9 protein-coding genes, 3 tRNA genes and 1 pseudogene are annotated in these 12110 nt (G+C 66.3%); 6 read left to right on the top strand and 7 right to left on the bottom strand.

Going from position 1 to position 12110, the window contains the following annotated elements:
* Nucleotides 1–124: 124 nt before the first annotated feature.
* From AK36_RS21520 to AK36_RS21510, 3 genes are all read right to left on the bottom strand, one after another.
* Nucleotides 125–211 (bottom strand) — tRNA-Leu (locus AK36_RS21520).
* A gap of 259 nt (nucleotides 212–470) precedes the next feature.
* A tRNA-Leu gene (locus AK36_RS21515) sits at nucleotides 471–557 on the bottom strand.
* A gap of 226 nt (nucleotides 558–783) precedes the next feature.
* A tRNA-Leu gene (locus tag AK36_RS21510) sits at nucleotides 784–870 on the bottom strand.
* A gap of 249 nt (nucleotides 871–1119) precedes the next feature.
* On the opposite strand from AK36_RS21510, the gene rnr reads away from it, so the two are divergent.
* The 6 genes and pseudogenes from rnr to AK36_RS21485 all read left to right on the top strand — a co-directional run bounded on the left by rnr (nucleotide 1120) and on the right by AK36_RS21485 (nucleotide 8322).
* Nucleotides 1120–3603, top strand: a complete 2484-nt coding sequence (gene rnr, locus AK36_RS21505; protein WP_011884656.1) for a ribonuclease R — start codon at nucleotides 1120–1122, stop codon at nucleotides 3601–3603.
* A 149-nt stretch (nucleotides 3604–3752) separates the two neighbouring features.
* Nucleotides 3753–4496 (top strand): 23S rRNA (guanosine(2251)-2'-O)-methyltransferase RlmB, encoded by a 744-nt coding sequence (gene rlmB / locus AK36_RS21500; RefSeq protein ID WP_011884657.1) that lies wholly within the window; start codon nucleotides 3753–3755, stop codon nucleotides 4494–4496.
* Between the two features lie 131 nt (nucleotides 4497–4627).
* Nucleotides 4628–5457, top strand: a pseudogene (locus tag AK36_RS31515) (N-acetylmuramoyl-L-alanine amidase).
* Between the two features lie 89 nt (nucleotides 5458–5546).
* Nucleotides 5547–6239 (top strand): ribose-5-phosphate isomerase RpiA, encoded by a 693-nt coding sequence (gene rpiA / locus AK36_RS21495; protein ID WP_011884660.1) that lies wholly within the window; start codon nucleotides 5547–5549, stop codon nucleotides 6237–6239.
* 282 nt (nucleotides 6240–6521) lie between these two features.
* On the top strand, nucleotides 6522–7238 hold the full coding sequence (locus AK36_RS21490; RefSeq protein ID WP_045579141.1) for a FadR/GntR family transcriptional regulator: 717 nt from the start codon (nucleotides 6522–6524) through the stop codon (nucleotides 7236–7238).
* A 97-nt stretch (nucleotides 7239–7335) separates the two neighbouring features.
* A complete protein-coding gene (locus AK36_RS21485) occupies nucleotides 7336–8322 on the top strand; it encodes a Gfo/Idh/MocA family protein (RefSeq protein WP_045579473.1) in 987 nt (328 codons plus the stop codon).
* A 46-nt stretch (nucleotides 8323–8368) separates the two neighbouring features.
* On the opposite strand, the gene AK36_RS21480 is transcribed toward AK36_RS21485, so the two are convergent.
* The 4 genes from AK36_RS21480 to AK36_RS21465 all read right to left on the bottom strand — a co-directional run bounded on the left by AK36_RS21480 (nucleotide 8369) and on the right by AK36_RS21465 (nucleotide 12085).
* Nucleotides 8369–9061 carry an amino acid ABC transporter permease gene (locus tag AK36_RS21480; protein WP_041493821.1) on the bottom strand — a complete coding sequence of 231 codons (693 nt, stop codon included), beginning with the start codon at nucleotides 9059–9061 and terminating at the stop codon, nucleotides 8369–8371.
* Nucleotides 9062–9183: 122 nt separating this feature from the next.
* Nucleotides 9184–9978 carry a cystine ABC transporter substrate-binding protein gene (locus AK36_RS21475; protein WP_011884668.1) on the bottom strand — a complete coding sequence of 265 codons (795 nt, stop codon included), beginning with the start codon at nucleotides 9976–9978 and terminating at the stop codon, nucleotides 9184–9186.
* A gap of 99 nt (nucleotides 9979–10077) precedes the next feature.
* Nucleotides 10078–11115 carry a quinone-dependent dihydroorotate dehydrogenase gene (locus AK36_RS21470; protein ID WP_034193041.1) on the bottom strand — a complete coding sequence of 346 codons (1038 nt, stop codon included), beginning with the start codon at nucleotides 11113–11115 and terminating at the stop codon, nucleotides 10078–10080.
* Nucleotides 11116–11254: 139 nt separating this feature from the next.
* Complete coding sequence (locus AK36_RS21465; RefSeq protein ID WP_011884672.1) at nucleotides 11255–12085, bottom strand: arginyltransferase; 831 nt, start codon at nucleotides 12083–12085, stop codon at nucleotides 11255–11257.
* Nucleotides 12086–12110: the final 25 nt, after the last annotated feature.

The following is a 12110-nucleotide window of genomic DNA, read 5'->3' as shown; positions in this document are numbered from 1 at the left end:
GTTACCGCGCGGATGCGACGCATGCCGGGCGGCTGGTCGCGTCGTGTCGGCGCGATCGGGAATCGTGGTTCAGGGAGCAGAAATGAAAAAAGGCCGGCTAAAAGCCGACCTTTTCGAAAACAGATGGTGCCCAGGAGAGGACTCGAACCTCCACGATGTTGCCACCGCTAGGACCTGAACCTAGTGCGTCTACCAATTCCGCCACCTGGGCACGTTTCGCTTGCTGCGATACGAAGACCGCTATTCTAGCGTGTCTGAGAGATCTGTCAACAGAATTTGAGGTCGCGAACGATAATATTTTTCGGATGAAATTTCACGGCGGTGCAGGGTGAAGTTGCCGCGCATCACGCCGCTGGATGAATCGCGCCGCATGCGCGTGGCTTCCCCCAGCCCGTGCACTTGGCGAGCCCATCGAATCGCGCGCGGAAAATAAAAAAGGCCGGCTAGAAGCCGACCTTTTCGAAAACAGATGGTGCCCAGGAGAGGACTCGAACCTCCACGATGTTGCCACCGCTAGGACCTGAACCTAGTGCGTCTACCAATTCCGCCACCTGGGCACGTTTCGCTTGCTGCGATGCGAAGACCACTATTCTAGCGTGTCTGGGAGATCTGTCAACAGAATTTGAGGCTGCGAACGATAATATTTTCCGGATGCGATTTCACGATGGTGCAGGGTGAGGTTGCCGCGCATCACGCCGCTGAACGAGTGCACCTGGCGATCTCATCGAACCGCGCGCGGAAAATAAAAAAGGCCGGCTAGAAGCCGACCTTTTCGAAAACAGATGGTGCCCAGGAGAGGACTCGAACCTCCACGATGTTGCCACCGCTAGGACCTGAACCTAGTGCGTCTACCAATTCCGCCACCTGGGCACGTTTTGCAGTAGCTGCTTGCTGCAAAGAAGCGAAATTATAGCGCCCCAATTATTCGTGTCAACACTTTTTTGCGATGCACCGTGAACGGCGCGCGGCGGCGCATGCATGCGGCATTCGGGTCATTTCGCGACACGGGCGGGTGATAGAATGACTCGCCGCCGTCACTATAGAACTGTCTGACGGACACTTCTATGTTGATGCCGTGCACCATCAGTCAACGCAACGAGAACAACCATCGACAAGCCCTTGAGCAAATACCCGTACCCCATTCCGAGCCGTGAAGAAATTCTGGGCGTGCTGCGCACGAGCGACGCGCCGCTGGCCGCCAACGACATCGCCGAGGCGCTGTCGATCAAGCGCCAGGAGCGCGAGGGGTTCTTCCGGCGTGTCGCCGCGATGGAACGCGACGGCCAGATCCGCCTCGACAAGCGCGGGCACTATCAGCTCACCCACCCATCGAACTTCGTTGCCGGCCGCGTGCAGGGGCATCGCGACGGCTACGGCTTCGTGATCCGTGACGACGGTCAGGACGACCTGTTCCTGCCCAACGGCGAAATGCAGAAGGTGATGCACAACGATCGCGTGCTCGCGCGCATCGTCGGCTACGATCGCCGTGGCCGCCCGGAAGGTCACGTCGTCGAAGTGACCGAGCGCGCGAACAAGCGCGTGATCGGCCGGCTGCTCAACGAGAACGGCGCGCTGATCGTCGCACCGGAAGACAAGCGCATCGGTCACGACATCCTGATCACGCAGAACGTGAAGAAGGCGAAGGTCGGGCAGGTGGTCGTCGTCGAGCTGACCGACTTCCCGAGCCGCCATTCGCAGCCGCTCGGCCGCGTCGTCGAAGTGCTCGGCGACATCGACGATCCGGGCATGGAAATCGAGATCGCGGTGCGCAAGTACGGCGTGCCGCACGAATTCAGCCAGCCGGCGCTCGACGAAGCCGCCGCGCTGCCGGACAAGGTACGGCCGGCCGATCTGCGCTTCCGCGTCGATTTGCGCGACGTGCCGCTCGTGACGATCGACGGCGAGGACGCGCGCGACTTCGACGATGCGGTCTACTGCGAGCCCACCAAGGTCGGCCGCGGCGACGGCTTCCGGCTGATCGTCGCGATTGCCGACGTTTCGCACTACGTGCAGCCCGGCAACGGCCTCGACGCCGACGCGCTGGAGCGCAGCACGTCGGTGTACTTCCCGCGCCGCGTGATTCCGATGCTGCCGGAGAAGCTGTCGAACGGCCTGTGCTCGCTGAATCCGCAGGTCGACCGCTGCGTGCTCGCGTGCGACATGGTGATCACCGCGCGCGGCGAGATCAAGGCGTACCAGTTCTATCCGGCCGTCATCCACTCGGCCGCGCGGCTCACGTACACCGAAGTCGCTGCCGTGCTGTCGAACACGAAGGGGCCGGAAGCCGCGCGCCGCGCGGATCTCCTGCCGCACCTGCAGGATCTGTACGGCGTGTACAAGGCGCTGTTCGCCGCGCGTCAGAAGCGCGGCGCGATCGACTTCGACACGACCGAGACGTACATCGTCTGCAATTCGCAGGGCAAGATCGAGCAGATCGTGCCGCGCCAGCGCAACGACGCGCACAAACTGATCGAGGAATGCATGCTGGCCGCGAACGTCTGCGCGGCCGATTTCCTGAAGCGCAACAAGCATGCGGGCCTGTACCGCGTCCATGCGGGCCCGACGCCCGAGAAGCTCGAGAACCTGCGCGCGTTCCTGCGCGGCATGGGCCTGACGCTCGGCGGCGGCGAGAAGCCGCACGCGAGCGACTATGCGGCGCTGATGGCGCAGATCCGCGACCGGCCCGACGCGCAGATGCTGCAGCCGATGCTGCTGCGCTCGATGCAGCAGGCCGTGTACAGCCCGGACAACATCGGCCACTTCGGTCTCGCCTACGAGGCGTACGCGCACTTCACGAGCCCGATTCGCCGCTATCCCGATCTGCTCACGCACCGCGCGATCTACGCGATCCTGTCGGGCAAGAAGTACACGCCGAAGGCGCCGGAAGGCTTCGAGCTGAACACCGCTTTGTCGCCCCGCGCGCGCGCGATGCAGCAGGCCGACGACGAAACGCGCGGCCGCTCGCGTCCGAACACGGCGATCTGGGAAGAGCTCGGTCTGCACTGCTCGGCGAACGAGCGGCGCGCCGACGAAGCGTCGCGCGACGTCGAAGCGTGGCTCAAGTGCTACTTCATGCGCGACAAGCTCGGCGAGGAGTACGGCGGGATGGTGAACGGCGTCACGTCGTTCGGCATCTTCGTGCAGCTCGACACGCTGTTCATCGAAGGGCTCGTGCACGTCACGGAGCTCGGCTCGGACTATTTCCAGTACGACGAGATCAAGAACGAACTGCGCGGCGAGCGCACGGGCATCCGCTATCGCTTGTCGGATCGCGTGCGCGTGCAGGTGAGCCGCGTCGATCTCGACGCGCGCAAGATCGACTTCCGCCTCGTGCGCGACACGCCGGTGAAGGCGCCGCGTCCGGCGCCGCAGGCGCCCGCTGCGGGCGGCAATGGCAACGCCAATGCCAACGGCAGCGATCGCGGCGGCCCGCGCTTGCGCATGCTGCCGGCCGCGGACGAAGCCGCGCCGCGCCGCAAGCAGGCGGCGAGCGCGCCGACTGCCGCGGTGAAGGAGGCACGTGCCGCGCGCGCCGCGAAGAAGAAGGGCGGTGCGGCGGCGAAGACGCCCGCCAAGAAGGCGCACCCGCGCAAGAAGTATTGAGCGTACGGGGCGGCGCCGGCGCCGCCCTCGCCGTATCGACAGACGCCGCGTTGCACCGGCCGCCGGCCGGCCACGCGGCGCTTTCCTTTTCCATGGTCGCGGCCGCGCGCGTTGCGCGGCCGCACGTTTGATCGAAGGTTGTTCCAGTCATGTCACGTCTGAAGGTTCTTTACGGTTTCCATGCGGTGACCGCACGTATGCGGCACGATGCGTCGACGGTTGCGGAGGTGTTGTACGACCAGACGCGCCGCGATCGCCGCATGCAGGAGTTCCTGCACGCCGCGAAGGAAGCGGGCGTGCGGCTGATCGCGGCCGACGAAACGCGTCTGTGGGGGCTCGCGCATACCGAGCGCCATCAAGGCGTCGTCGCGCGCGTCGAGGACGTTCCGCTCGCGCAGAACCTGTCCGAGCTGCTCGACGGCATCCAGGGCCCGGCGCTGCTGCTGGTGCTCGACGGCGTCACCGATCCGCACAACCTCGGCGCGTGCCTGCGCGTCGCCGACGCGGCGGGCGCCCATGCGGTGATCGCGCCGCGTGACCGCGCCGTCGGCCTGAACGCGACGGCCGCGAAGGTCGCGAGCGGCGCGGCCGACACCGTGCCGTACATCACCGTCACCAACCTCGCCCGCGCGCTGCGCGAGCTGAAGGACGCGGGCGTGTGGATCATCGGCACCGCCGACGAAGCGTCGGGCACGCTGTACGACACGAAGCTCGACGGCCCCGTGGCGATCGTGATGGGCGCGGAAGGCGAAGGCATGCGCCGGCTCACGCGCGACACGTGCGACGACGTGATGAGCATCCCGATGGCCGGCAGCGTCGAAAGCCTGAACGTGTCGGTCGCGAGCGGCGTATGCCTGTACGAAGCGGTACGGCAGCGGCGCGTGAAGGGCTGACGCGCCCGGCGTTGCGTATGGGCAAGCCGCTTCACCCGAACCACGCGTGCCGCGATCGCGCGCGGCGCGTGCTCGACGCACTGCGAACCAGGTTCCTGTTGCGCATCGGTGCGTCGTGCGCGATCGCCGGCATGCTGGCCGGCTGCGCGTCGCCTTCGTTGGTCGAGCGCGGCAGCTACTACGCGGACACGAGCCTGCACGCGCGCGGCGCCGATTCGCGCATCCGCTTCCTCGTGATGCATTACACCGAAAGCGACGAAGTGCGAGCGTTGCGCACGCTGACGGGCGACTCGGTCAGCGTGCACTATGTGGTGCCGCCGCAACCGCGCATCGAACGCGGTGAGCCCGTCGTGTACCAGCTCGTTCCGGAATCGAAACGCGCGTGGCATGCGGGCGTCAGCGCATGGCAGGGCACGACCGAGCTCAATGCGGTGTCGATCGGCATCGAGAACGTGAACCGCGGGCCGCTCGATCCGCAGCACCGCAGCTGGCAACCGTACACGCCGGAGCAGGTCGATGCGCTGATCCGGCTCTCGAAGGACATCGTCGCGCGCTACGGCATCCCGCCGACGCGCGTGGTCGGCCACAGCGACATCGCGCCGCAGCGCAAGATCGATCCGGGCCCGCTCTTTCCGTGGCATGCGCTCGCGCAGGCCGGCGTCGGCGCGTGGCCCGACGATGCGACCGTCGCCGCGCGGCTCGGTACGCGCGATCCGCATGCGCTCGTCGACGTGCGCGAGCTGCAGTTGAAGCTCGCGCGCTACGGTTACGACGTCCCGACCGATGGCGTGCTCGATGAGCGCTCGCGGCGCGTGTTCGCGGCGTTTCAGATGCACTTCCGGCCGTCCGACTACGACGGCAATCCGGATGCGGGCACCGACGCGATCGCGCAGGCGCTGCTCGACAAGTATTTCCCCGGCACGCGGCTGGCGGCGACGCGACGGCACCCGGCGCACCTTGATCGCCGGCACCTCCCGCGCCGAAAAAGCGTGGGCCGTGGTCCGAGTCCGGTAAACTGGCGCCTTTTCGCCATCCCGCAGCATTTCCACCATGACTCAAGACGAACTCAAACGCCTGGTCGGCCAGGCGGCCGCCGATTATGTGATCCAGAACGTGCCCGAAGGCGCGGTGATCGGCGTCGGCACCGGCTCGACCGCCAACTGCTTCATCGATGCGCTCGCGGCCGTCAAGTCGCGCTATCGCGGCGCCGTATCGAGCTCCGTCGCGACGACCGAGCGGCTCAAATCGCACGGCATCAAGGTGTTCGATCTGAACGAGATCGACGCGCTGCAGGTGTACGTCGACGGCGCCGACGAGATCGACGCGAGCGGCGCGATGATCAAGGGCGGCGGCGGTGCGCTGACGCGCGAGAAGATCGTCGCGTCGGTGGCCGATACGTTCGTCTGCATCGCCGACGGCAGCAAGCGCGTGCCGGTGCTCGGCGCCTTCCCGCTGCCGATCGAAGTCGTGCCGATGGCGCGCACGGCGATCGGCCGGCGCGTCGCCGCGCTCGGCGGGGTGCCGGTGCTGCGCGTGACGAAGGACGGCGCGCCGTACATCACCGACAACGGCAACGAGATCATCGACGTCAAAGGGCTGCAGATCGCGGAGCCGCGCGCATTCGAGGCGAAGGTGAACGCGTGGCCGGGCGTCGTGACGGTCGGCCTGTTTGCCGAGCGCGGCGCGAACCTGTGCCTGCTCGGCACGGAAAACGGCGTTGAAACGATTATTTATCCCGCTTAATCTTTTCTGAATGAGAAGCAGTCCGTAGTTGCGTCACGAGTCGTAACGGACTGCATGTTTAAATATTGTTCAATGGCCCGCCCGGCAAGCGCAGAGCGCTTCCCGGGCTTTTTTTGAGGCCTTATAAATCACTCCATATAAAAGAGGGATAACCCTGTCAGGTGTTTACCAGATAGCGAAATATCTCCGAACTCATCAACTTATAGATCATAAGAACAGTCGTAACCAGGGCCGGCGGAACTGCGGAGCAGTTATTCGCAAATAGACGCACGGGGAGGTGTCATGGAGCAGGGCAAAGACCGGTCACTGGTCGCTAAAGTGATGGATGGACTTGTCGCGGGTATCGTTGAGGACAAGTACGGCGGCATTTTGCCGCCGCAGGATGTGTTGTCGAAAGAGTTCGACGTCAGCCGCACGGTCATGCGCGAAGCATTGTCGATGTTGCTGGCGCGCGACATGCTCGACGTGCGTCCCAAAGTCGGCACGCGGGTTCGGCCGATGCGCGATTGGCGGATGATCGATGAAGACGTCGTGAGCTGGCGGTTTCGTGCGAAGCCCGACCCGCAGTTCATGCGCGACGTGATCGAATTCCGCATGCTGATCGAGCCGCGCGCCACCGCCCAGGCGGCCGTGCGCGCGACGGCGGTCGACATCGCCGGGATTCGCGAGGCATTCGAGGCGGTCAAGGTGCTGCAGCCGGGCGACCCGAACTACGACACCGCGGACGAGCTGCTGCATACGCGCATCGTCCAGGCGAGCGGCAACCAGTTCTTCCAGCAGATGGCGGCGATCGTGCGAGGCGCGGTGCGGCTCGTGAATCCGCGCGTCGTGCAGAAGGAAGGTGCGCACGACATCGCGGTGAAGGCCCATGCGCGCGTCGTCGACGCGATCGAACGACGCGATCCGCGCGAGGCCGAGGCCGCCTCGCTCGCGCTGATCGACTTCAGCGCCGACGAGATCTCGCGCGACTTCTCCGTCGACGTGCCGGTGCGGGCGTGACGCTGCACGGGTCGTTCATCGGCGAGCCGGTGCGCGTATCATGACGGCCGGCCGGCTGTGCGCCGGCCACCGTCATACGACCGCCACGGAAGATCCGATGAACGACTTGAACGACCGCCCGGTGCGCTTCGGCATCGTCGGCGCAGGCAGCATCGCCCACCGTTTCGCGCAAAGCCTCTCGCACGTGCCCGGCGCCGTACTCAGCGGTGTGTGGGCGCGCCGCGCCGACGCCGCCATCGCGTTCTGCAACAGCTGCGGCGGCACGCCGGCCGCGAGCCTCGATGCACTGCTGGCAAGCGATATCGACGCCGTCTACATCGCGACACTCCACGACAGCCATGCGCAGTACGCGCAGGCCGCGCTCGCGGCCGGCAAGGCCGTGCTGTGCGAAAAACCCGCGACGCTGAACGCAGCGCAGCTCGATGCCGTGCTCGACGCGGCACGCGTGGCGGGGCGGCTTTTCATGGAGGCGATGAAGCCGCCGTTCTTTCCGTTGTACCGACGATTGCGCGCGCATCTCGATGACGACCCGATCGGCGAGATCCGGCTCGTGCGCGCGGGCTGCGCGTCATCGACGGTGCCGGCCGAGCATTCCGTCTACCGGCTCGACTGCGCCGGCGGCGCGCTGCTGGACATCGGCATCTACGAAGCGTTTCTGGCGGTCGACTGGCTCGGCGCGGTGCACGACGTGCAGACGCTCGGCCGCGTCGGTGCGACCGGTGTCGACGTATTCGCGAGCCTGAACAGCCGCCACGCGAACGGCGGCATCGCGCAGCTCTTTTGCGGGCTGGACGTGATGGGGCGCGGCGACGCGTTGCTGGCGGCGGCCGGCGGCCACGTGACGATTCACGAGAAGTGGTGGAACCCGGCGCGCGCGACGATCCGCTACGCGGACGGCCGCACCGTCGAACTCGATGCGCCGGTCGAAGGCGGCGGCCTCAATTACGAAACCGCGCATTTCTGCGAATTGCTGCGCGCGGGCGCGCTCGAGAGCCCGATCGTGACGCACGACCATTCGCGGCAGATGATCGCGATGACCGATGCGGCACGCGCGGCGCTCGGCGTGCGCTATTCGGGCGAGTAGGGAGAGAGCAGGCTGGCCGCGCCGGCCGCGAAGCGCAGCGCGGCGTTCAGTGTCGGCCGGGCAGCGACAGGCGCTTCTCGTACCAGCGCTGGACCCATTCGAGGATCTGGCACAGCACCCAGTACACGGCCGCGGCGGCCAGATACAACGGCAGCGGCTGATAGGTCGCCGCGATCACTTCCTGCGCGCTGCGCAGGAGTTCGGTGACGGTGATCACCGACACGAGCGACGTGTCCTTGATCAGGCTGATCAGGCTGTTCGACAGGCTCGGCACCGCGATGCGCAGCGCCTGCGGACCGATCACGTAGCGCAGCGTCTGCGACCACGACAGCCCGAGGCTGTAGGCGGCCAGCCACTGGCCGCGCGCGATCCCGTTGATGGCGCCGCGCATGCTTTCCGACATGTACGCCGCGACGTTCGCCGACAGCGCGATGACGCCGGCCGGCGTCGGATCGAGCGAGATGCCGAGGCTCGGCAGCCCGTAATAGATGACGAAGATCTGCACGAGCAGCGGCGTGCCGCGCATCAGGCTCACGTAGCCGCGAGCGAGCCATGCGAGCGCGTTGACCCAGATCCGTTCGAAGCCTTCGAGCGCTTCGCTTTGCCGGATGCCCATCATCGCGAGCACGACCGCGCCGAGCAGGCCGAACACCATCGACAGCACGGCGAACTTGACGGTCAGCACGGCGCCCTGGGCGAGCACCGGCAGCGATTGGACGAGCAGGGACGTTGTCGACATGGATGGCGAATCGAGTGCGTGCGCGAAAGCGCAATCATAAACCGGACGAATAAAACAAAGGGCGGCATCGTTTCGGATGCCGCCCATTCCAGCCCGCCGTCAGGCGGGAAACAGAGGCGTGCTTACTTGACGGGTTTCGTCACGTCGATGCCGAACCACTTGTCCGAGATCTTCGTGAACGTGCCGTCGGCTTCGAGTTGCGTCATCGCGTCGTCGATCGCCTTCTGGAACTTCGGGTTGCCCTTCTTGAACGGGATGCCCGACGGGTTCGCCGAGCCGACGTTCGCGCCCGGGCGCAGCGGCAGCTGCGAGTTCTTCGTCAGATACGCGAGCATCAGACGGTCGTTCAGCGCCGCGTCGAGACGGCCGGCCGCCAGGTCGCGCAGATACTCGGGCGCGCCCGGGTACGTCTTCACGTCGATGCCGGGCACCGACTTCGCCATGTCCATGTAGTTCGTGCCGAGCGCGACGCCGAGCTTCTTGCCCTTCAGATCCTCGAGCGACTTGAACTGGCGCGTGTCGTCCTTGCGCTGGATCAGCTGCGCGGACGAGTACGTATATGCCGGCGAGAAGTCGAGCGTTTCCTTGCGCTTGTCGGTGATGCCGACCTGGTTGGCGATCACGTCGAACTTGCCGGCCTGCAGGCCCGCGATGATCCCGCTCCATTCGGTCGTCACGAACTCGGCCTTCACGCCGAGCTTCGCGGCGACGGCCTTCGCGATGTCGACGTCGAAGCCGACGAGCTCGCCCTGCGGGCTCTTCGAGTTGAACGGGGGGAACGTGCCTTCGAGGCCGACGCGCAGCGTGCCGCGTTGCTTGACCTCGTCGAGGAGGTCGGCCGCGTGCGCGGTGGCAGCAGCGAACGACGTGCCGACCAGGCCGGCGACCAGCAGCTTCTTCAGCAGCGAAATTTTCATCGTGTGAGCTTCCTTGCCCCAGCGGGCGTGATTCGGACAGTGACGCCGATCATAGCAAGAATGCAATCGGCTACTAAATATCGTTTGATTATGGCTATATTACGCGGCGCGCTCGGCGGCGATTGCCTTCACGCATTCGGCGACGAGCGCCGGGCCGCGATAGATGAAGCCGGTATACAGCTGGACCAGCGACGCGCCGGCGGCGAGCTTCGTGCGGGCGTCGTCGCCGGAGAAGATGCCGCCGACGCCGATGATCGGCACCGCGCTGCCGAGTTCGGCGTGCAGCTTGCGGATCACTTCGTTCGAGGCGTCGAAGACCGGCCGGCCCGACAGCCCGCCGGCTTCGTCCGCGTGCGGCAGCCCTTGTACGGCTGCGCGCGACAGCGTCGTGTTGGTGGCGATGACCGCTTCGATCTTGTGGCGCAGCAGCGTGTCGGCGATTTCCTTGACCTGCTCGTCGTCGAGATCGGGGGCGATCTTCAGCGCGAGCGGCACCAGCTTGCCGTGCAGGTCGGCCAGCCGCTGCTGCTTGTCCTTCAGCGCGGCGAGCAGCGCGTCGAGCTCGCCGGCGCCTTGCAGCTGGCGCAGGTTCTTCGTGTTCGGCGACGAGATGTTGATCGTCACGTAGCTCGCGAACGGATACACGCGTTCGAGGCAGTACAGGTAGTCGTCGGCCGCGCGCTCGATCGGCGTGTCGGCGTTCTTGCCGATGTTCAGGCCCAGCACGCCGCGATAGCGGGCCGCCTGGACGTTCTTCACGAACTGGTCGACGCCGTGGTTGTTGAAGCCCATCCGATTGATCAGCGCGTCGGCCTGCGGCAGCCGGAACATGCGCGGGCGCGGATTGCCCGGCTGCGGCCGCGGCGTGACCGTGCCGACCTCGATGAAGCCGAAGCCGAGCGCGGCGAGGCCGTCGATGGCCGCGCCGTCCTTGTCGAGGCCCGCCGCGAGGCCGACCGGGTTGCGGAACGTGAGCCCCATCACGGTGCGCGGCGCATCGGGCACACGGGCCGACAGCGCGCACGCGAGGCCCGTGCGGCCAGCCGCGCCGAGCGCGCGCAGCGTGAGGTGATGAGCGTCTTCCGCATCCATCTTGAACAGGGATGCGCGGGCCAGCGGGTAGAGGGAACTGAACACGGGAATTGGGCGGACGGCCGAAATGGATGACAACCCGCTATTTTACCGGGAGTTGCGCGGCAAGGGCGCGCTTCGCTTCGTAGGCGTCTCCGTTGCGCGGGCGAAGGGGAGAGTGAAGGCGCGCGAGCGCGCGCCGTCCTCAGCCCGCGCCGGAATGCCCGCCCGGCAGCGGCGCGCGGGCGAGCGCGGCGTCGACCGGCGGCAGGTCGACGCGGGCCGGATCGAGCGTCTTCCAGCGTCCGTCGAGCAAGCCTTCGAGCGGATGGAAGTTCGCCTTGTACGCCATCTTCGGGCTTTCGCGGATCCAGTAGCCGAGATACACGTACGGCAGCCCGAGGCTTCGCGCCTGCTCGATCTGCCACAGGATGTTGTAGGTGCCGTAGCTCGTGTGCGCGTCGTCCGGCTCGAAGAACGTGTAGACCGACGACAGACCGTCGCCGAGGATGTCGATCATGCTGACCATGCGCAGCTTGCCGGGCTCGCCGCCCGACGCGTCGAGGTCGCGGAATTCGACGAGCCGCGAGTTGATCCGGCTTTGCAGCAGGAACTGCTCGTACTGGTCGCGGCTGTCGCGGTCCATGCCGCCGCCCGCATGACGCGCCGACTGGTAGCGCATGTAGAGCGCGTAGTGCTCTTCGTCGTAGTGCAGCGGCGAGACCGTCGCCACCAGTGCGCGGTGGCGCTTCCACATCCGGCGCTGCGTGCGCGACGGCGTGAACGCGCGCACCGGCACGCGCACCGGCACGCACGCGCGACAGCCGTCGCAGTACGGCCGATAGGTGAACACGCCCGAGCGGCGAAAGCCGGCCTTCACGAGTTCGGTATAGATGTCGGAGTTGATGAGATGGCTCGGCGTCGCGACTTGCGAGCGCGCGATGCGACCGTCCAGATAGCTGCACGGATAAGGCGCCGTTGCATAGAATTGCAACGCCGAAAGCGGTGAAAGCGGCAGCTCAGTCGGGTGAGTCATGGGCAGCTCTCGATGCAGGGAAGGA

Source organism: Burkholderia vietnamiensis LMG 10929 (genome assembly GCF_000959445.1).
GTDB lineage: Bacteria > Pseudomonadota > Gammaproteobacteria > Burkholderiales > Burkholderiaceae > Burkholderia > Burkholderia vietnamiensis.
The sequence above is the reverse complement of the archived record's forward strand: the minus strand, read 5'-3'. Positions and strand labels throughout refer to the sequence as shown.